Below are 19,601 nucleotides of genomic sequence, written 5' to 3'. Positions count from 1 at the left end.
CAAACCTCCCACGCCCCACCCGACCAGCGCCAATTGCTTACCTCCCCCGCCTCTGCCACAATCGCGAACAATTCTCGTTAGTTAACACTTCCCAATCGGTGATGCTGCGTGTCGTCAGTCCAAAGCCCTCAAAGTGAGCTCGTTGGTGCGTTGTATCGCGACCATCGCGGTTGGCTGTTGGCCTGGCTTCGACGCAATGTGGCCTGTCCGCAACGGGCCGAAGACCTGAGTCAGGACACTTTCGTGCGTTTGCTGGGTCGTGAAGAACTGAAGGAGCCGCGTGAACCGCGAGCGTTTCTGGTGGCGATTGCCAAGGGTCTGCTGTTCGACTATTTCCGCCGCGCCGCGCTGGAACAGGCCTACCTCACCGAACTGATGCTGATCCCCGCCGGTGAACAACCGTCGGTGGAGGAACAGCAGCTGATCCTCGAAGACCTCAAAGCCATCGACCGCCTGCTCGGCAAGCTCTCAAGCAAGGCCCGGGCAGCGTTTCTGTATAACCGTCTCGACGGTCTCGGCCACGCCGAAATCGCCCAGCGCCTGGGCGTGTCAGTGCCGCGGGTGCGTCAGTATCTGGCCCAAGGCATTCGTCAGTGCTACATCGCGTTGTACGGTGAGCCGGTATGAGTCCGGTCAGCTCCAAGCCCGTCTCCGCGCAGGTGCTGGATGCGGCGATTGCCTGGCAGTTGTCCCTGGACTCCGGCAACCCGGTGGAGCGCGAAGAGTTCGCCAAATGGCATGCTGCCCACGAAGAGCATGCGCGGGCCTGGCGCCAATTGGGCATGCTCGACCAGCGCTTCAGCGTTGCCAGCGGCCCGGCACGTACCGCGTTACTGCAATCGCGCGAAAGCATTCGCCGGCGCGTGCGCAAACTCGGCAGCGGCATGGCCAGCATCGTCGCGGTGATCGGGTTGGCGTTGTTCGCCGGTGATCGTTATCTGCCGATCGACTATTGGCTGGCCGACCAGCGCACCGCCACCGGTGAGCAACGCACCCTGCGCCTGACTGACGGCACGCTGATCAACCTCAACACCCACAGTGCCGTGGATGTGCGTTTCGATGAAAAACAACGGCTGATCATTCTCCAGGAAGGGGAAATCCTCGTCGAAACCGGTCATGGCGACGCCCGGCCGTTTATCGTCGAAACCCGCGAAGGCAGCATGCGTGCACTGGGGACAAGGTTCCTGGTCAAGCGTGAAGAAGAAGGTACGCGCCTGAGCGTGCTGAAATCGGCGGTGGCGGCCCATCCCGAGTCAAGTCCTGAAGAGCAGATTCTGCGTGAAGGCCAGCAAGTCCTGATGCGCAGCAATGGCCTCGGGCCGATCGTCGCGCTCAACCTAGGCGCCGATGCCTGGACCCGCGGCATGCTGGTGGTGGACAACACACGGCTGGAAGACCTGGTGCATGAACTCGGTCGTTATCGACGCGGGTATCTTGGCGTTGCGCCAGAAATCGCCGACCTGCGCATCACTGGCAGCTTCCCGCTGCACGACACCGATCTGGCCCTGAACGCCCTGCTGCCGACCCTGCCGGTGCAGATCGAACAGCACACGCCGTGGTGGGTGACGGTGGCGGCAAAAACTGACGCAAAGCCCTGATTTTGGCTGTGCCTGACCCGACATCTTCGCGGGCAAGCCTCGCTCCTACAGATTTGTGCGTTATTCGAGAACGACACAAACCCTGTAGGAGCGAGGCTTGCCCGCGAAGAGGCCATCAGCTCCACCACAAATGATGAATCGAAATTATTTTCAATCAGCCCTATCACTTTTGAATTCTCGTCCGGCACCTAGGCAATTGAGAAATATTTCCATTCAGGAGCCGCTGTATGTCCCGTTCGCTCGACACCGTGTTGCGCCCCAGTTTGCTGGCGATTGCCATTGCCCTTTGTGCCCCTCTGGCCAGCAGTCAGCTGATTGCCGCTGAACAGGCGTCCAGCGTTCGCGCCTACAACCTGCCGGCCGCGCCATTGGCCAGCACCCTGAACCAGATCGCCAGCCAGGCGGGTCTGGCGCTGTCGTTGAATCCATCGCTGGCGGCAGGCAAGACCTCGGCGCCGGTCAAAGGCCAGTTCGACGCAGCCAACGCCCTGCGCGAAGCCTTGCGCGGCACCGGTCTGCAACTGGAACAAAGCAGCACTGGCACCTTCAGCCTGGTGGCCGTGCCTGAAGGCGTGATGGCTCTGCCGGAAACCGCCGTCATTGGCGTGGAAAACACCGAAAGTGCCTGGGGACCGGTGCAAGGTTACCTGGCGACCCGCACCGCCGCCGGCACCAAGACCGATACCGCGCTGGTCGAAGCACCGCGTTCGATTTCGATCGCCACCCGCGAGCAAATGGACGACCGCAATGTGCATAGCCTCGATGACGCGGTGCGCTACATGCCCGGCATCACCGCCAGCAGCTACGGCAGCGACACCCGTGCCGACTGGCTGCGCGTACGCGGTTTCGAACCGACGCAATTCCTCGATGGCCTGCCACTGCCAAAAGGCGTGTACGCCAACCCGAAACAGGAAACCTGGAACCTCGAACGCCTCGCCCTGCTGCGTGGCCCGGCCTCGTCGGTCTACGGCCAGACCCCGCCAGGCGGCTTGCTGGACATGGTCAGCCGTCGTCCCAGCACCGAGTCGAGCAGCGAAATCCAGGTGCAATACGGCAGTGACAATCATCGCCAGATCAACTTCGCCAGCACCGGCAAGATCGATGACGAAGGCCAGTTCCTCTACGGTTTGAGCGGTGTGGTGCGCGACAGCGGCACGCAGGTCGACCACGTCGACAACAAGCGCTACAACATCGCGCCGAGCCTGACCTGGAACATCGACGAAGACACCAAATTCACCCTGCTGACGCAGTTCACCCGTGACGATACCGGGATCACCAGCCAATTCCTGCCGGTGCAAGGCACCAAGATCCATTCGCCGCTCGGCAAGATTTCCCATCATAAAAACCTGGGCGACCCGGACTGGGAATTCTACGACCGCACTTACTACGCACTGGGCTACGCCTTTGAACATCGCTTGAACGATGTCTGGCAGTTCAAGCAGAACCTGCGTTACACCAAATCGGACTTGTCCTTCCAAGCCCTCACCCCCGGCGCCTACCCGTTCACCCAGGTGGATGCCGAAGGCAACGTTGGCCGCTCGAGCACCAGTGTCGACGAGGACATCAGCCAGTTCGCCGTGGACAACAACTTCCAGGGCGACTTCGCGACCGGCGACATCCGCCACACTCTGCTGATCGGCCTCGATCATCAGCGCACCAACACCAACTACACCTCGATCTTCGGTGACGGTCTGACCACCAACGTCAACAACCCAATCTATGGCCAGCCCATTGTTCGTCCGCCACGTTCGGCGGCGTTCTATGACTACGACCAGAAAACCTACCAGACCGGCCTGTACGTCCAGGACCAGATGGCCCTCGACCAATGGCGTCTGACGTTGGGTGGGCGTGAAGACTGGGTCCACACCGGCACCAAATTCTTCAACAAAGGCGATGCCACCCATACCGAGCGCGACAAGAACTTCAGCGGCAACGCGGCGATCAGCTACGTGTTCGACAACGGCATCGTGCCGTACCTGTCGTACGCCGAGTCGTTCCAGCCGACCAGCAATGCCACGGCATCGCCGACCGATTCGTTCAAGCCGACTGAAGGCAAACAGTGGGAACTGGGCATCAAGTACCAACCGCCTGGCAGCAGCACCCTGTTGACCGCTGCGGTCTACGACCTGACCCAGAAAAACGTCTCCGTCACCACGACCAACTCGGACAACGTTTCGGTCACCAGCCAGACCGGCGAAGTGAAAGTCAAAGGCCTGGAACTGGAAGCCGTTTCCGACGTCACCGAGAACCTCAAGGTCATCGCCGCTTACACCCTGGCCAAATCCGAAGTGCAGAACGGCGATTTCAAAGGCAATCGTCTGCAACTGATGCCTAACCAGCAGGCATCCCTGTGGACCGATTACACCTGGCACAACGGCGTGCTGGACGGTTTCGGCATCGGCGCCGGCGCTCGCTATACCGGCAACACCTACGGCGACCAGGGCAATACCTGGCTGGGCAAGGCCGACGCTTATACGGTGTTCGATGCGGCGGTTCATTACGACCTGGGCCGTCTGGACAACAGTCTCAAAGGCGCCTCCCTGGCACTGAACGCCACCAACCTGTTCGACAAGGACTACATCTCCACGTGCGACAGCTTCTACTGCTACTACGGCGACCAACGCAGCGTCGTCGCCAGTGCCACTTACAAGTGGTAATGGCCTGACCTGAAACGCCCAAGACCCGAGCCGTCCGACAGGGACGGCTTTGGTATTTCTGAAGGCTATGAAATGAAAAGCAAAACAATTCGCCGCTGGTCCTTCGTCCACACCTGGTCCAGCCTGATCTGCACCGTGTTCCTGCTGATGCTCGCACTGACGGGCCTGCCATTGATCTTCCATCACGAGATCGACCATTTGCTGGGCGATGCCGCTGAATTGAAGGCGATGCCGGCGGACACCCCGCATCTGAATTTGCAGCAATTGGTGCAGGCGGCTGAAAAGCATCGTCCCGGCGAGGTCATGCAGTATTTCGGCTTCGACGAAGACGAGCCCAACGCCGCGATCACGATCATGGCGGCCACCGCCGGCACCGAGCCGAATTCGTCTCACACCTTCATGCTCGACGCCCGCACCGGCGAAGCGCTGGAGATGCCGTCGGCCAACGGCGGCTTCATGATGATCATGTTGCGCCTGCACGTGGACATGTTCGCCGGTCTGCCGGGCAAGTTGCTGCTGGCGTTCATGGGCATTCTGTTCGTGGTGGCGATTGTCTCCGGGACGGTGCTGTACCTGCCGTTCATGCGCCGTTTGAAATTCGCCACCGTGCGCCAGGACAAATCCACGCGCCTGCGCTGGCTCGATCTGCATAACCTGATCGGCGTGGTGACCTTGACCTGGGCCTTGGTGGTCGGTGTCACCGGCGTCATCAGCGCCTGTGCCGACCTGCTGATCGCCGCGTGGCGCAACGACAGCCTGAGCGCGATGGTCGCGCCGTACCGTGACGCGCCGCCACTGACACAACTGGCGCCCGCGACCCGTTTGCTCGACATCGCCAAGGAAGTCGCACCGGGCATGCAGCCAGACTTCATCGCCTTCCCCGGCACACGCTTCTCCAGCGAACACCATTACGCGGTGTTCATGAAAGGCAGCACTCACCTGACCTCGCACCTGCTGACACCGGTGCTGATCGACGCCAACACCCTGCAAGTCACCGCCGTGGCCGAACGCCCGTGGTACATGGACGCCATGGGCATGTCTCAACCGCTGCACTTCGGTGATTACGGCGGCATGCCGATGAAGATCCTCTGGGCCACGCTGGATGGGCTGACCATCATCGTGCTCGGCAGCGGGGTTTACCTGTGGGTGGTGCGGCGCAAGGCTGTGAAACCGGTGCTCGAAAACGCGGAGAGTCCAGCATGAGGCCGCGGCAGTCGAATTTCTGGAAGGTGTTCTCCACCCCCACGGTTATCGCCCTGCTCAGTGCCGCGGGGTTGTTTGCCGCGTTGCTGGGGGATGGTGTATGGGACGCATTGAGCTGGCTTGGCCTGGGCATTCCCGCCGCCCTTGCCCTGCGCGGCCTGCTGCAACGCCGCTAACAACACCAAACCTGTAGGAGCAAAGCTTGCTCGCGATGGGATCACCGTGGTCTGACTGAATGACCGAGTCGATCCCATCGCGAGCAAGCTTTGCTCCTACAAGTGGCGTGATCCACGCGCTATGCTGCCCAGCACTGCCCATACCGAGACGCTGCCATGTCCGCCGCCAGCATGACCCTGTTCCACAATCCTTTATCGCCCTTCGTCCGCAAAGTCATGGTGCTGCTGCACGAAACCGGTCAACAGGACCGCGTGGCGCTGCAAGACTGCGTGCTCACACCGGTCAGCCCGGACCTGATGCTCAACGAAGACAACCCGCTGGGTAAAATCCCGGCCCTGCGCCTGGCCGATGGCAACGTCATCCATGACAGCCGGGTGATCCTCGATTACCTCGACCACCAGCACGTCGGCAACCCGCTGATACCGCGCGACGGCTCAGCCCGCTGGCGGCGCCTGACCCTGGCCTCCCTGGCCGACGGAATCATGGACGCTGCGGTGCTGATTCGTTATGAAGTCGCCCTGCGTGCCCCGGAAAAACACTGGGATGAGTGGCTCGATGGCCAGCGCGAGAAGATTCGTCGCGGCCTGGCCGTGCTGGAAGCGGAGGCGATTGCCGAGCTGACCAGCCATTTCGATGTGGCGGCGATCAGTGTTGCCTGTGCGTTGGGTTACCTGGATTTGCGCCATCCGGATCTGGAATGGCGCACGGTGAATCCACAGCTGGCGAACTGGTATTTTGAGGTGAGTCAGCGGGCCTCGATGCTGGCGACTATGCCGAAGGTTTAGATTTTCACTGGCTGTCAGGGCCTCTTCGCGAGCAAGCCCGCTCCCACAGTTGATCGGTTGTGTGCACGAATTTTGTGTTCACTGGAGATCCCTTGTGGGAGTGAGCCTGCTCGCGAATGCACCACAGCGGATCCACTGGAAACAACACCGCAATCCGCGTCGCCAACGCTTCCCCTTCCCGCTGATCCTCACGCAACCCCAACGACCGGCTCATTCCACCGCCCCGATATCAAACACCAACGGCTTGGCCGACTTCTGCCCGATCCCATACCAGTCCAGTTTGCGGGTCAGCACCATGAACACGCCCAACAACCCGAACAACAGCAGCGAACCCATCAACAACGCGTAATCCTCGGCACTGAGCAAGCCATAGAGCAAGCCATACAACGCCGCCAATCCCGCCGAAAAACTCAAGCCGTGACGCACGCTGCGCAGCACATGGCAGACATAAAAACCGATCAACAACACACAGCTGCCCGCCGACAACAGGTATGCCAGGGCAAAGCCGATGTGCTCGGACAGCGATAGCAGCAACAGGTAGAAAAACGCCAGCGCCACCCCCACCAACGCGTACTGGATGGGATGCACGGCCATGCTTTTGAGCACTTCGAACAGGAAGAATCCGGCGAAGGTCAGGGCAATGAACAGCAGCGCGTATTTGATCGCCCGATCACTCTTGAGGTACTGATCCACCGGATCAATGAAACTCACCCCGAAGTTGCGGCTCTTGAACTCGTCACAACGGTCGCTGGCCAGGCAGTTGGTCAAGGCTTCTTCCAGGTTGGTGGAAAAGAACGAAGTCTGCCAATTCGCGGTAAAACCTGTCCCGGTGACTTCACGCTGAGCCGGCAAGTAGTTGCCGATAAAGCTCGGGTGAGGCCAGTTGGCCGCCAGTTGCACCTTGCTGGTTTTGCCGACCGGAGTGATCTGCAACTGGCCGGTGCCCTGCAGGCGCAGGTCAAAGGCGAACGCCAGTTCCGCGCCTTTGTGCCTGTCCAGCGCGGGCAACATGACGTGTGCCCCCTCGCCTAGCCAACCCAGCTGCGTGCCCGGTTCAAAGTCCAGACTCTGACCATTAAGGTCCAGTTTCAGGGCATTTTCGATCCCGCGGATATCGCTGATGCCTATCGTCAGAAACGCTTGATCAAACTGATAGTCGGCGAAATCTTCCTTGATGCCCAGCTGCGCGGGAATCGAAAACAGGCCGCTGATGTGGTTGTCGGCGTGGTACAGCCGCGCCTCGTAAATACCCCGCGAGCGCAACTCGGTCTGCACGTTGCCGTCGAGCTCGAAACGCTCCGGCAGGAAATACAGATGGCCGCGTTCTTCGCCGGTTTCCTGGTAGCGCTTGTTGGTTTTCTCATTGGTCTTCCAGATCCGCACCACTTTGCGATACGGCACCACCATGATCGGACCGCTCAGTTGCTGGCTGTAGCTGGAGCTGCGGGCGATGTCTTCGAGCACGCCGTCGCGCAGTCGCTGGCGATCCTGGATCACACCGTTAATCATCAGGAGCGGGATCAGCAACAACAGAATCAGAAGGGCAATTGCCCCGAGTTTTAGGGTCAGGCTGCGGTTCATGGGACTCTCCCTGTTTGGATGGGGAGAGTCTGGGATCGATGTGTGGGGGATTTGTGGGGGGAATGTGGAGACTTTGTGGAGAGTGTTTTCGGCAAGGAAAACCACCCCTCACCCTAACCCTCTCCCCAGGGGGTAGAGGGGACTGACCGGTGTGTTCTTTCGAGTTACATCGACCTGAGGTATCGAGTCGAACTCAGGATTTGAAAACCATGGAGATCGGCTCCCTTTCCCCCTCTCCCCTGTGGGGAGAGGGCTGGGGTGAGGGGTGGATCTAAGCAGGCATACGCAATATGACTTGAACACCACCATCGACATTACCGACGCTAACCGCGCCACCATGCAACTTAACCACCTCTTCAACGAAGTTAAGCCCCAGCCCCGTGCTCTTGCGCCCGCTGTCCGGGCGCGGCAGCGAATAGAATCGTTCGCTCAACCGCGGTAACGCATAGTCGGGAATCGCCTCGGCCTGGTTAAAAAGTTTGAATTCGATTTGCTCACCGACCTTTGCGGCACTGAATCGCAACACGCCCGTTGCAGGCGTGAAATCCAACGCATTCTCCAGCAGATTGCCCAGCGCCTGACGCAACAGGAACGGTTCACCGGTCAGCACCAGATCCGCTGCAATGGTTTGTTCCACGCGCAACTGCTTGCCTTCGATACGCGCCGCCTGAGCGCTCAGCAATTCATCCACCAACTTCGCCAGCGGCACCGCCACCCGTTCCTCCAGCCCTTGGCGTTGCTCGACCAGGGCCAGATTCAACAGGCGTTCGATCAACTGCTGCATTCGCGCACTTTCGCTGTCGATGTTGCTGACAAAACGCTGTTGCTGGGCCAGCGGCATCTCGCCTTGCAGCAACTCCGCCGCACCACGAATCGCCGCCAGCGGGCTTTTCAGTTCGTGGGTCAAGGTGTGCACGTAACGCTCGACGTAGGCTTTGCCTTCGAGTTGCGTGCGCATCTGCTCCACCGCCGTCGCCAGTTGTTCCAGTTCGCCGCCACGGTAGTGCGGAACCTCGACCCGCCGGCCTTCACTGACGGCCTGAGCGTAAGCAGTCAGCCGCCGCAGCGCCGCGCTCAACCACCACGACAACAGCGCGCCAAACAGCAGACCGAGGCCGATCAACCCCGCCCCCCAGGCGAGCAATCGCCGTTCGGTGCGATCAACGTATGGCTGCAACGAGCTGTTGGGTTTGGCCACGGTGACCACACCGATGATCTGGCCGTTGTCGCGAATCGGGGCACCGACGTGCATTACCGAGGAGTTCGGATCGTCCGGATCGCTGCGGCTGGAACGAGCGCCGTATTCGCCTCGCAGGGTCAGTAAAACGTCGTTCCAGCGCGAGTAGTCCTGCCCCACTGCCATGCCGCTGGAGTCCAGCACCACAATGCCCTTGGCATCGGTGACGTAGATGCGGTGGTTGACCTGATTCTTCGGCAAGCCCCAGATGCTCGCCTTCGGTTGCCGTTCGCCATAAGCCTTGAGTAGCTCGGGCCAGCGGTTCTGATTCAGGGTGCCGGCCTTGAAGTCATCGCGCAGGATCTCGGCCATGAGATTGGCGGTGTCGACCAGCGTTTCTTCGGTGGACTGGCGCACGCCGGGACGGATTTCTTCCATCACGGTGTTCAGCACGAAATAACCGGTCAGGCCGATAAACAGCACATAAACCAGAAAAATCCGGATTCCGAGAGGCATCAGCTACGCCCCGGGCTGTAGCTGTAGCCAAGTCCGCGATGGGTCTGGATTGGTTCCGCGTCGGCCTTCACCTGACGCAATTTGGCGCGCACGCTCTTGATGTGGCTGTCGATGCTGCGCTCGTACCCGGCATCTGCAGCGACGCCCAGCGCATCAAGTAATTGCTCGCGGCTGAAGACGCGTTCGGGTTGGTCCAGCAGGCATTGCAGCAGGCGGAACTCATGGCGGGTCAGGGTTAGAAGCTGACCGCGATAGCTGATCTGCACCCGTTCGCTGTCGATGCGAAACAGTGCCGATGCCACCTCGGCGGTCGCTCGCGGCGCCATGCGTTTGAGAATCGCCCGGACCCGCGCCGCCACTTCCCTTGGGCTGAACGGCTTGACCACGTAATCGTCGGCACCGATTTCCAGGCCCACGACGCGATCGATTTCAGCATCCCGGGCGCTGAGGAAGATCACCGGCACTTCGCTGAAACGGCGCAATTGCTTGCAGGTCTCGAAGCCGCTGATGTCCGGCAGACCAATGTCGAGAATGATCAGGTCGGCCGGAGTCTGGCGCTGATGCTCAAGCGCCGCGGCGCCAAGGCTCAGCCAGGTGGTGGTGAAGCCCTCGCCCTGCAAGGCGAAAATCAGGGTGTCGGCAATCGCCGCTTCGTCTTCGACAATCAGGATATGAGGCATGGCGTCCGAGCCCGGGAGTTAAGTGGGCGAACGGTGCCCCAAGGCTCACGTCACGTCAATGAGACCACTTGAAATCAGCAGTCGGGTTTGTCCGCGGTAAAGCGCCGTGCCGGGTTCACCGCCGCGCCGAACTCACGCAAGGCTTTGGCACCGATCAACAAAGGGTAGTTGAAGCTGCTGCGGTCGGTGAGGTTGACCTCCACGGTGCGCTTGACGTTGCCCAGGCACAGTTCCAGATCAACCACCGGACGCTTGGTGGGTTCGACCGCTTCTTTGTCGTCCTCGTCTTCTTCGGAGCGAGTCTTGATCTTGCTGATCCGCGCAACCTTGTGCTCGTAGACCTTGTTGCTCGCGCCTTTGGTAGCGAGGCGGAAACGCACCCACTCGTCGCCATCACGGGTGAAGGTTTCGATGTCTTTGGCCGACAGCGACGCGGTCAGGGCGCCGGTGTCCATCTTGGCCTTGAGGACTTCGCCACCGATTTCCGGCAGCGCGATGTATTCGTAGCGCCCGTACAGGGTCGGCTCAGCAGCCAGGACCGGCAGGGCCACGAGGGAAAGCAGTGCAAGGAGGGATTTCACGTAATGGGCTTCCTTGGGCAATTGGGGCGTCGAACGCGGAATTTTAGACCGCCAGTAGGGAATTCGTTCGTTCTTCAGATCTTTCGCGAGCAGGCTCGCTCCCACAGGGATCTCTATTGTTCACAGTTCATGTGTTCAACACACAAATCCTGTGGGAGCGAGCCTGCTCGCGATGGGGCCCGGGATGATCACGACAGGACCAGCATAACCACGTAAAGGTGAAACATTCGTCGTCACCGATTTGGCCTGCCGTCCGAAGCTGCTTATCATTGCGCGCCCAAAAGCTTTCAAGAGTTACCTATGCGCCGCCTGCTCACCGGCTGTTTCGTTACCCTCCTGCTGTTGCTCAACACCCTGGCCCTGTTCGGGCCGCTGATGGTGTTCGCCTTGCTCAAACTGGTCCTGCCCGGGCGCTTGCGTGATTACGCCTCATGGACGGTGATGGGGATCGCCGAGACCTGGGCCGAAATCGACAAGCTGATTTTCCGCCTGTGCATCCCCACGCAATGGGACATCCGTGGCGGTGATGATCTGCGGGTCGACACGTCGTATCTGGTGATCAGCAACCATCAATCCTGGGTCGATATCCCGGCGCTGATCCAGACCCTGAATCGCCGCACGCCGTTCTTCAAGTTCTTCCTCAAGAAAGAGCTGATCTGGGTGCCGTTTCTCGGGTTGGCATGGTGGGCGCTGGATTACCCGTTCATGAAACGCTACACCAAGGCATTCCTGGCGAAGCACCCAGAGTTGGCCGGCAAGGACCTGGAGATCACCAAAGCGGCGTGCGAGTTGTACAAGCGTCAACCAGTGACGGTGGTCAATTACCTGGAAGGCACACGCTATACCGCGGCGAAAAGTGCCCAGCAGCAATCACCCTTCACCCACCTGCTCAGGCCCAAGGCTGGTGGCGTGGCGTTTGTATTGGCGGCAATGGGCGAACAGCTGGACGCCGTCCTCGATGTGACGGTGGTGTATCCGCAGCAGACGATTCCGGGGTTCTGGGATTTGCTCAGCGGCAACGTGCCGAGGGTCATCATCGACATCAAGACCCGCGAACTTGACCCGGCGCTGTGGCAGGGCGATTACGAAAACGATTCGCAGTTTCGCGAAACCATCCAGAACTGGGTCAACCAGCTCTGGATCGAGAAGGACCTGCGCATCGACGCGTTGCGCGCCGAGCGCCGCTGAATCAGGTACCGGTGCCTGCGCCCCAGATCCCGCCCAGGTTTGTCAGCAGTGAACCGCCGACGCCTTGCTGACCGAAAAATTGAAGGAGCACGGGGGCAAACAGGCCGATCATGCCAGTGTCCATGCCCAATGCGTTGAAGGCACTGTTCAGGTCGTTGGTGTTACTCACGTTGCCCAAGAGGTTGTCCAGACCTGCCGTTTTACCGGACGAGCCAAGCAAGCCGCTGAGGACGCCCAGTTCACCGCCACTCGACAGCAAGTCGATTCCGGGCACGCTTTTGGCCAATTCTGAGTAGTCGGTCGAACTCAATTGATTCTTCGCCAGACCGAGCATCGCCCCGGCACCGCCAATGGCTTGTTCTGTCGTCACGTTCAATTGGCTGAGCGCACTCAGCAGATCGGCCGTCTGCGCGGTCGGCGCGGCTGCGGCGGCGTCATCGTCCTGCGTGCCGGAGAGGGCATTGGCCGCATCGAACAGGCTGAACTGAGCAAAGACCGGACTGGCCGCCAGACACATCAGCGAAGCCAGTGCAAAACCGCGTGAAATCTTCATCCAGACATCCTCAAGTGCCATGAAAACCACCCGGCAATGGGCGGCGGAAAACCATGGTTTGGACTGGCATCCTGGGGGATTGTTCCGAGTCTTGGCTAGCCCCCGACGAACAGTCGAAAAAGAATGGACCGAGCGTGGGAACGATCATTCCGGCCATAAAAAACGGCGACCCGAGGGTCGCCGTTTTGTTTTGCCTGAAGGCCTTACGCTGCGCTGAACAGTTTGTGCGGATCGATCACAAACTTCTTCGGCACGCCCGCATCGAACTCGCCATAACCACGTGGCGCGTCATCGAGGCTGATCACCTCAACACCCACGATGTCGGCAATGTGGATACGGTCCCACATGATCGCCTGCATCAGCTGGCGGTTGTACTTCATCACTGGCGTCTGGCCCGTGTGGAAGCTGTGGGATTTGGCCCAGCCCAGACCGAAGCGGATGCTCAGGCTGCCCATCTTCGCGGCGGCGTCGACTGCACCCGGATCTTCAGTCACGTACAAGCCCGGGATACCGATTTTGCCAGCCACCCGAACCACGCCCATCAGCGAGTTAAGCACGGTGGCCGGAGCCTCGTGTTTCACGCCGTCATGACCGTGACCACGCGCTTCGAAGCCCACGGCGTCGATGGCGCAATCCACTTCTGGCTCGCCCAGCAGTGCAGCGATTTGTTCGTGCAGCGGGGTGTCCAGGGACAGGTCGGCGATTTCAAAACCCTGAGCCTTGGCGTGCGCCAGGCGGACGGTGTTGACGTCACCGATGATCACCACAGCCGCGCCCAACAGGCGAGCGGAAGCGGCAGCGGCCAGACCGACAGGACCGGCACCGGCGATGTAAACGGTGCTGCCCGGGCCAACGCCCGCCGTCACTGCGCCGTGGTAACCGGTCGGCAGGATGTCGGAGAGGCAGGTCAGGTCGCGGATTTTTTCCATCGCGCGGTCGCGATCCGGAAGTTTCAGCAGGTTGAAGTCGGCATACGGCACCATCGCGTATTCAGCCTGACCGCCGGTCCAGTCGCCCATGTCGACATAACCGTAAGCACCGCCCGGACGCGCCGGGTTAACACTCAGACAGACACCAGTGTGCATTTCTTTGCAGGAACGGCAGCGCCCGCAAGCGACGTTGAACGGGACGGACACCAGATCGCCGATCTGCAGGTTCTCGACGTCGCTGCCCTTCTCGATCACTTCACCGGTGATTTCGTGACCCAGTACCAGGCCGGTTTGAGCTGTAGTACGACCGCGCACCATGTGCTGGTCGGAACCACAGATGTTGGTGGACACCACACGCAGGATGACAGCGTGATTAATCTTCCTGCCGCGCGGGTCCTGCATTTTCGGATAGTCGATTTTCTGTATTTCGACTTTGCCATTGCCGAGATACACCACACCACGATTGCCAGACATGCTTTCACCTCGCTGTTGTTTTTATGTAGCGGTCGCGTCGCCATGGAGCGGCGGCGCGTTGATTGCTCGGGTTATTGCTTGTGTGTCTTGCGTTGTTTGTCAGGGCCTCATCGCGAGCAGGCTCGCTCCCACAATGGATCTTTGGTGTGTCTGAGATCTGTGGGCAGACACAAATCCCCTGTGGGAGTGAGCCTGCTCGCGATGGCGATCTAAAGAACGACAGTGCGATTGGCGTTCAGGAAAACCCTTCGTTCAATGTGATAACCAACGGCCCTGGCCAGGGTCAGCCCTTCGATATCCCGCCCCTTGGCGATCAAATCTTCCGGGTAATGACTGTGGTCCACAGCCTCTACGCCCTGGGCGATGATCGGCCCCTCGTCCAGGTCGTTGTTGATGTAGTGCGCCGTGGCGCCGACCAGTTTCACGCCCTTGTTGTAGGCCTGGTGATAGGGCTTGGCGCCCTTGAAACCCGGCAGCAAGGAGTGATGGATGTTGATCGCCTTGCCGTCGAGTTTGCGGCACAGCTCTGGCGACAGGACTTGCATGTAACGGGCAAGGATCACCAGTTCGGCGCCGGACTCTTCAATCACCTGCCAGACCTGACGCTCCTGCGACGGTTTGTCGTTCGGGTCCAGCGGGAAGTGGTAGTACGGAATCTGATGCCAGTCCGCCAACGGCTTGAGGTCCGGGTGGTTGGAAACCACGGCGGCCACGTCCATCGACAACTGGCCGATGCGCTGGCGGTAGAGCAAATCGTTGAGGCAGTGATCGGCCTTGGAGACCATGATCACCACTTTCGGCCGATAGTTCGGCGCGGTCAGTTCGAAGATCATGCCAAAGGCTTGGCCGCGTTCTTCGAGGCCGGCGCGGAAGGCTTGTTCGTCAAAGCCGTCGGGCTGGCGGAATTCCACGCGAATGAAGAAACGGCCCGAAAGCCGATCATCGAAGGAATGGTGCTCAGTGACGTAGCAGCCCTGCTCGAACAGAAAGCGGGTCACCGCGTCCACGGTGCCGAGGACGCTTGGGCAGTCGGCGGTCAGAATCCATGTGTCTGGGGCGCGGCTCATAGTGCGGTGACTCCTGTTCATTGTGCTGGGTGTCAGGGAAATCCACCCCCTCACCCTAACCCTCTCCCCAAAGGGGCGAGGGGACTGACCCGAGTTGCTCTTGGAGCTACATCGACCTGAAATACCGAGTTGAACTCAGGTTCTATAAAAGCGCTTCCAAGTCGAACCTAAACATCGAAAACACTGGAGATCTGCCCCCTTTCCCCCTCTCCCCTCTGGGGCGGTCCGACGTTTCGGGAGGGTTGGGGTGAGGGGTCGATCTAAAGCCAGCCTCAATATCGAAGCCAACTCAAACCCCTTTAAGCCTGAACACTCAACCCGTACTCAGCCGCCGCATCCTGCAACCACAACCACCAGTAATCCGAGAAGCTGCGACGAATCAGCAGTTCCCAGGTGTCTTCGGCGGTATGACGAATCACCAGTTGCGACTTGGCAAACACCGTGCCCACAGCCTTGCCCACCGGGAAGCTGTTGGGGTGCACGTCGTAGCTGGTGGACTTCATCAGCACCTGGCGCACGTTCGGGCCGCTCAGTTCGAGGAGCTGCTGGCCGCCGCTGACGTTGGTGATTGCGATGTGCAGGTCGCCCAGCGCTTCACGCAGTTTCTTCTCGGCGGCAAATTCTTCACCGGTCGGCACGATCAGCAGCCATTCATCCGGCCCCATCCATTGCAGGCTGGTTTCGCCTTTGACGACGACAGTCAGCGCGCCCGGCAATTCGATACCGAGGGCTTTGTGCACACCGGCAGCGAACGCGGCATCGTGGCCATCGCCACGAATGGTCAGGTGGCCGAGGAGTTTTTTCTCACGCACGATCACGCCGGCGCTTTTGCGGCCCTTGCCCACCAGGCTGGCGAGGTCGGCGTGATGCAGCGACGACTCGGCCTTGGCCCCAGTGGTTGGGCGTTGTTGGTAAACATTGGCTGCGGTCATAAAGCACCTTTCCTAAATTCTGTTGGTCCTGTGGAGGCTGTTCTGCCGCCATCGCGAGCAGGCTCGCTCCCACATTTGACCGCGATCTCCTGTGGGAGCGAGCCTGCTCGCGATGGCGGTAGCAGGCACCCCACAGGACCCGAAGCCATTAGATGTTCTGGCGATCGCCTTTCGGATCGAAGAACACCGAAGAAACGATTTCCGCCTCGATCACGCTGCCATCGGCCAGCGGTGCGAACACACGCTCACCCATGCGCTTCAAGCCGCCCTTGACCACACCCATGGCAAACGAATAGCCCAGGGAGTTGTGCAAGTAGCTGGAGGTCACGTGACCGACCATGGTCATTGGGATGGCTTGCTTGGTGTTGAACACCAGTTGCGCCCCTTCCGGCAGCCATTTGGTCGGATCGATCGGCTTCAGACCGACCAACTGTTTGCGTTGATCACGCACGCAGTCTTCGCGGTTCATGCCACGCTGGCCAATCCACGAGAACGGTTTGGTGCGACCGACACACCAGCCCATGTTCAGGTCGTCCGGGGTCATCGAGCTGTCAGTGTCCTGACCGACGATGATGAAGCCCTTCTCGGCCCGCAGCACGTGCATGGTTTCGGTGCCGTACGGGGTCAGGTTGTACTTCTTCCCGGCCTCGACGATTTTTTCCAGAACGCCCATCGCGTAGTCGGCCTGAACGTTGACTTCGTACGACAGTTCACCGGTAAACGAAATCCGGAACACCCGCGCCGGCACACCACCGACCAGACCTTCTTTCCAGGTCATGAACGGGAAGGCTTCGTTGCTCAGGTCGATGTCGGTGACTTCGCTGAGCAGCTTGCGGCTGTTCGGCCCGGACAGGGTCATGGTTGCCCAGTGATCCGTCACGGACGTGAAGTACACCTTCAGGTCTGGCCATTCGGTCTGGTGGTAGATTTCCAGCCATTGCAGCACGCGTGCAGCGCCGCCGGTGGTGGTGGTCATCACGAAGTGGTTGTCGGCAAGGCATGCAGTCACGCCGTCGTCGAACACCATGCCGTCTTCTTTGCACATCAGGCCGTAGCGGGCCTTGCCCACGTCGAGCTTGGTCCAGGCGTTGGTGTAGATGCGGTTGAGGAACTCACGCGAATCCGGGCCCTGGATGTCGATTTTGCCCAGGGTCGAAGCGTCCAGCAGGCCGACGCTGTCGCGCACGGCTTTGCACTCGCGCTTCACGGCGGTGTGCAGGTCTTCACCGTTTTTCGGGAAGTACCACGGACGCTTCCATTGACCGACGTCTTCGAACTCGGCGCCGTTCTTCACGTGCCAGTGATGCAGCGCAGTGAAACGCACCGGCTCGAAGATGTGCCCACAGTGACGGCCGGCTACAGCGCCAAATGTTACCGGCGTGTAGTTCGGACGGAACATGGTGGTGCCCATCTGCGGGATGGTCACGTTCAGCGAACGGGCGGCGATGGCCAGACCGTTGACGTTGCCGAGCTTGCCCTGGTCAGTGCCGAAGCCCAGTGCGGTGTAGCGTTTGACGTGCTCGACCGACTCGAAGCCTTCGCGGGTCGCCAGTTCGATGGCGGCGGCGGTGACGTCGTTTTGCAGGTCGACGAATTGCTTCGGCGCACGTGCGGTAGCTTTTTCATGGGGCACCTGGAACAGCGCCAGAGTCGGCTCTTCGAGACGACTCAGGGCTTTCGGCAGTACGCCTTCGACCGTTTGGAACCCGGCTTCTGCAGCGGCGCGAGCGCCGCCTTCAAAACCATCGGCCAGGGAATCGCCGAGGCCGTAGACGCCGTTGATGCCACCGACGCACACGCGTTTCTGCGGTGCTTCACCCGGTACGAAACCGAGGATGTCTTCACGCCAGATCGGCTTGCCGCCCAGGTGCGAGGCCAAGTGAACCACCGGGCTGTAACCGCCGGAGCTGGCAACCAGGTCGCAATCGAGCCACTCACCAGGACTGGTCACGGTGTGCGCTTTTACGTCGATCGCGGCAACGCGAGCGGCGGTCACGTGCTTGCTGCCACGCGTCTCGATCACGGCGCTACCGGTCAGGATGCGAATGCCTTTGGCCCGTGCTTCTTCAACCAGCGCACCGCGCGGATTGCTGCGGGCATCGGCGATGGCGACGACTTGCAGACTGGCGTCGAGCCAATCCAGTGCAACGCGATAGGCGTGATCGTTGTTGGTCGACAGCACCAGTTTTTTGCCCGGTGCCACGCCGTAACGGCGCACGTAAGTCGACACAGCGCCGGCGAGCATGTTGCCCGGCACGTCGTTGTTGCCGTAAACCAGTGGACGCTCGTGAGCGCCGGTCGCCAGCACTACACGCTTGGCGCGAACGCGGTGGATGCGCTGACGGACCTGGCCAATTGGGGCGCGATCGCCGAGGTGATCGGTCAGGCGCTCGTGAATGGTCAGGAAGTTATGGTCGTGGTAACCGTTGACCGTGGCGCGCGGCAACAGCAGCACGTCCGGGGTGTCTTTCAGTTCGGCGATGACGCTGGCGATCCATTCGGCAGCAGGCTTGCCGTCGAGGCTTTCGCGGGAATCGAGCAGGCTGCCGCCGAACTCTTCCTGTTCATCGGCGAGGATCACACGGGCACCGCTGCGCGCAGCCGCCAGTGCAGCGGCCAGGCCAGCAGGGCCACCACCGACGATCAGCACGTCGCAGTGCTGGTTCATGTAGTCGTAGGTGTCCGGATCGTTCTCGGTCGGCGAGCGGCCAAGACCAGCAGCCTTACGAATGTACTTCTCGTAAGTCATCCAGAACGATTGCGGGTACATGAAGGTTTTGTAGTAGAAGCCCGGCGGCATCAGCTTGCCGCCGACCTTGCCGAGAATCCCCATCATGTCGTTGTTCACGCTCGGCCAGCCGTTGGTGCTGGTGGCGACCAAACCTTGATACAGCGCTTGTTGCGTGGCGCGTACGTTCGGGATCTGCGTGGCTTCAGTCGCGCCAATTTGCAGTACGGCGTTCGGCTCTTCTGCACCGGCGGCGAAGATGCCGCGCGGACGGGAATACTTGAAGCTGCGACCGATGATATCGACACCGTTGGCCAGCAAGGCCGCGGCCAGGGAATCGCCTTCAAAGCCTTTGTAGACCTGGCCGTTGAAGGTGAAGCTCAGCACTTTGTTGCGGTCGATCCGTCCGCCGTTGGACAGGCGATTGATCTGGCTCATACCTTCTCTCCCAGAGCCGTGGCGGCCGCTTTCGGGCTATCGGTCTTGTCGGTGAATTGTGGCTTGGTGCCGATCTTGTAAGTTTCGAGAATCTCGTAGGTCACGGTGTCACGGGTGGCGTTGAAGTACTGACGGCAACCGGCGACGTGATCCCACAGCTCGTGGTGCAGACCGCGAGGGTTATCGCGGAAGAACATGTAGTCGCCCCACTCCTCGTCGGTGCAGTTGGTCGGATCCAGTGGACGCGGGATGTGCGCCTGGCCGGATGCGTGGAATTCCTCTTCGGAGCGCAGTTCGCCGCAGTGAGGACAGAAGATATGCAACATGGGGATTTCTC

General features: G+C 60.4%; 17 protein-coding genes. 7 read left to right on the top strand and 10 right to left on the bottom strand.

Annotated features, from left to right (window positions below; all coding sequences use genetic code 11):
• Positions 1 to 108 precede the first annotated feature (108 nt).
• The 6 genes from PMI27_RS0229530 to PMI27_RS11395 all read left to right on the top strand — a co-directional run bounded on the left by PMI27_RS0229530 (position 109) and on the right by PMI27_RS11395 (position 6,420).
• A complete protein-coding gene (locus PMI27_RS0229530; RefSeq protein ID WP_033053398.1) occupies positions 109 to 627 on the top strand; it encodes an RNA polymerase sigma factor in 519 nt (172 codons plus the stop codon).
• The gene (locus PMI27_RS11375) at positions 624 to 1,598 is read left to right on the top strand and encodes a FecR domain-containing protein (RefSeq protein ID WP_008147128.1); all 975 of its coding nucleotides are present in this window, start codon (positions 624 to 626) and stop codon (positions 1,596 to 1,598) included. Before PMI27_RS0229530 ends, PMI27_RS11375 begins: the two co-directional genes overlap by 4 nt.
• 227 nt (positions 1,599 to 1,825) lie before the next feature.
• Positions 1,826 to 4,255 carry a TonB-dependent siderophore receptor gene (locus PMI27_RS11380; RefSeq protein WP_008147126.1) on the top strand — a complete coding sequence of 810 codons (2,430 nt, stop codon included), beginning with the start codon at positions 1,826 to 1,828 and terminating at the stop codon, positions 4,253 to 4,255.
• A gap of 72 nt (positions 4,256 to 4,327) precedes the next feature.
• Entirely contained in the window at positions 4,328 to 5,458 is a 1,131-nt protein-coding gene (locus PMI27_RS11385) for a PepSY-associated TM helix domain-containing protein (protein ID WP_008147124.1), read from the top strand.
• Positions 5,455 to 5,634 carry a hypothetical protein gene (locus tag PMI27_RS11390; RefSeq protein WP_008147122.1) on the top strand — a complete coding sequence of 60 codons (180 nt, stop codon included), beginning with the start codon at positions 5,455 to 5,457 and terminating at the stop codon, positions 5,632 to 5,634. The genes PMI27_RS11385 and PMI27_RS11390 overlap by 4 nt, the downstream gene beginning before the upstream one ends.
• Positions 5,635 to 5,790: 156 nt before the next feature.
• Positions 5,791 to 6,420, top strand: coding sequence for a glutathione S-transferase (locus tag PMI27_RS11395; RefSeq protein WP_008147120.1), 630 nt, complete (start codon positions 5,791 to 5,793; stop codon positions 6,418 to 6,420).
• Positions 6,421 to 6,630: 210 nt separating this feature from the next.
• On the opposite strand, the gene creD is transcribed toward PMI27_RS11395, so the two are convergent.
• The 4 genes from creD to rloA2 form a co-directional block, all read right to left on the bottom strand.
• The gene (creD, locus tag PMI27_RS11400; RefSeq protein ID WP_008147115.1) at positions 6,631 to 8,001 is read right to left on the bottom strand and encodes a cell envelope integrity protein CreD; all 1,371 of its coding nucleotides are present in this window, start codon (positions 7,999 to 8,001) and stop codon (positions 6,631 to 6,633) included.
• Between the two features lie 271 nt (positions 8,002 to 8,272).
• Positions 8,273 to 9,694 carry a two-component system sensor histidine kinase CreC gene (creC, locus tag PMI27_RS11405; protein WP_008147113.1) on the bottom strand — a complete coding sequence of 474 codons (1,422 nt, stop codon included), beginning with the start codon at positions 9,692 to 9,694 and terminating at the stop codon, positions 8,273 to 8,275.
• A complete protein-coding gene (gene creB / locus PMI27_RS11410) occupies positions 9,694 to 10,374 on the bottom strand; it encodes a two-component system response regulator CreB (protein ID WP_008147111.1) in 681 nt (226 codons plus the stop codon). Before creB ends, creC begins: the two co-directional genes overlap by 1 nt.
• A 74-nt stretch (positions 10,375 to 10,448) precedes the next feature.
• Positions 10,449 to 10,955: a retropepsin-like aspartic peptidase RloA2 gene (gene rloA2, locus PMI27_RS11415; protein WP_033053442.1), complete on the bottom strand. Its 507-nt coding sequence runs from the start codon at positions 10,953 to 10,955 to the stop codon at positions 10,449 to 10,451.
• Between the two features lie 300 nt (positions 10,956 to 11,255).
• Here rloA2 and PMI27_RS11420 point away from each other — a divergent pair, with 300 nt between their 5' ends.
• Positions 11,256 to 12,143, top strand: coding sequence for an acyltransferase (locus PMI27_RS11420; protein WP_008147107.1), 888 nt, complete (start codon positions 11,256 to 11,258; stop codon positions 12,141 to 12,143).
• A gap of 1 nt (position 12,144) precedes the next feature.
• Here PMI27_RS11420 and PMI27_RS11425 read toward each other — a convergent pair whose 3' ends face one another.
• The 6 genes from PMI27_RS11425 to PMI27_RS11450 form a co-directional block, all read right to left on the bottom strand.
• Complete coding sequence (locus PMI27_RS11425; RefSeq protein ID WP_008147106.1) at positions 12,145 to 12,696, bottom strand: DUF2780 domain-containing protein; 552 nt, start codon at positions 12,694 to 12,696, stop codon at positions 12,145 to 12,147.
• 203 nt (positions 12,697 to 12,899) lie between these two features.
• Complete coding sequence (gene fdhA, locus PMI27_RS11430; protein WP_008147103.1) at positions 12,900 to 14,099, bottom strand: formaldehyde dehydrogenase, glutathione-independent; 1,200 nt, start codon at positions 14,097 to 14,099, stop codon at positions 12,900 to 12,902.
• 209 nt (positions 14,100 to 14,308) lie between these two features.
• The gene (gene purU, locus PMI27_RS11435) at positions 14,309 to 15,166 is read right to left on the bottom strand and encodes a formyltetrahydrofolate deformylase (RefSeq protein WP_008147101.1); all 858 of its coding nucleotides are present in this window, start codon (positions 15,164 to 15,166) and stop codon (positions 14,309 to 14,311) included.
• 299 nt (positions 15,167 to 15,465) lie between these two features.
• Complete coding sequence (locus PMI27_RS11440) at positions 15,466 to 16,098, bottom strand: sarcosine oxidase subunit gamma (RefSeq protein WP_008147099.1); 633 nt, start codon at positions 16,096 to 16,098, stop codon at positions 15,466 to 15,468.
• 148 nt (positions 16,099 to 16,246) lie between these two features.
• Positions 16,247 to 19,264 carry a sarcosine oxidase subunit alpha gene (locus tag PMI27_RS11445; RefSeq protein ID WP_008147097.1) on the bottom strand — a complete coding sequence of 1,006 codons (3,018 nt, stop codon included), beginning with the start codon at positions 19,262 to 19,264 and terminating at the stop codon, positions 16,247 to 16,249.
• Positions 19,261 to 19,590: a sarcosine oxidase subunit delta gene (locus tag PMI27_RS11450; protein WP_008147095.1), complete on the bottom strand. Its 330-nt coding sequence runs from the start codon at positions 19,588 to 19,590 to the stop codon at positions 19,261 to 19,263. Before PMI27_RS11450 ends, PMI27_RS11445 begins: the two co-directional genes overlap by 4 nt.
• Between the last annotated feature and the right edge of the window lie 11 nt (positions 19,591 to 19,601).

The organism is Pseudomonas sp. GM41(2012) (assembly GCF_000282315.2).
Lineage (GTDB): Bacteria > Pseudomonadota > Gammaproteobacteria > Pseudomonadales > Pseudomonadaceae > Aquipseudomonas.
This window is presented reverse-complemented; position numbering and strand designations above follow the sequence as displayed.

What these genes read in the sequence shown, in the direction of transcription:
- PMI27_RS11420 (WP_008147107.1), top strand. Translation starts at nt 11,256, where the DNA reads ATGCGCCGCCTGCTCACCGGCTGTTTCGTTACCCTCCTGCTGTTGCTC.
- fdhA (WP_008147103.1), bottom strand. Translation starts at nt 14,099, where the DNA reads ATGTCTGGCAATCGTGGTGTGGTGTATCTCGGCAATGGCAAAGTCGAA.
- PMI27_RS11445 (WP_008147097.1), bottom strand. Translation starts at nt 19,264, where the DNA reads ATGAGCCAGATCAATCGCCTGTCCAACGGCGGACGGATCGACCGCAAC.
- PMI27_RS11450 (WP_008147095.1), bottom strand. Translation starts at nt 19,590, where the DNA reads ATGTTGCATATCTTCTGTCCTCACTGCGGCGAACTGCGCTCCGAAGAG.
- PMI27_RS11395 (WP_008147120.1), top strand. Translation starts at nt 5,791, where the DNA reads ATGTCCGCCGCCAGCATGACCCTGTTCCACAATCCTTTATCGCCCTTC.
- PMI27_RS11390 (WP_008147122.1), top strand. Translation starts at nt 5,455, where the DNA reads ATGAGGCCGCGGCAGTCGAATTTCTGGAAGGTGTTCTCCACCCCCACG.
- PMI27_RS11375 (WP_008147128.1), top strand. Translation starts at nt 624, where the DNA reads ATGAGTCCGGTCAGCTCCAAGCCCGTCTCCGCGCAGGTGCTGGATGCG.
- PMI27_RS11380 (WP_008147126.1), top strand. Translation starts at nt 1,826, where the DNA reads ATGTCCCGTTCGCTCGACACCGTGTTGCGCCCCAGTTTGCTGGCGATT.
- creD (WP_008147115.1), bottom strand. Translation starts at nt 8,001, where the DNA reads ATGAACCGCAGCCTGACCCTAAAACTCGGGGCAATTGCCCTTCTGATT.
- creC (WP_008147113.1), bottom strand. Translation starts at nt 9,694, where the DNA reads ATGCCTCTCGGAATCCGGATTTTTCTGGTTTATGTGCTGTTTATCGGC.
- PMI27_RS11440 (WP_008147099.1), bottom strand. Translation starts at nt 16,098, where the DNA reads ATGACCGCAGCCAATGTTTACCAACAACGCCCAACCACTGGGGCCAAG.
- purU (WP_008147101.1), bottom strand. Translation starts at nt 15,166, where the DNA reads ATGAGCCGCGCCCCAGACACATGGATTCTGACCGCCGACTGCCCAAGC.
- PMI27_RS11425 (WP_008147106.1), bottom strand. Translation starts at nt 12,696, where the DNA reads ATGAAGATTTCACGCGGTTTTGCACTGGCTTCGCTGATGTGTCTGGCG.
- PMI27_RS11385 (WP_008147124.1), top strand. Translation starts at nt 4,328, where the DNA reads ATGAAAAGCAAAACAATTCGCCGCTGGTCCTTCGTCCACACCTGGTCC.
- creB (WP_008147111.1), bottom strand. Translation starts at nt 10,374, where the DNA reads ATGCCTCATATCCTGATTGTCGAAGACGAAGCGGCGATTGCCGACACC.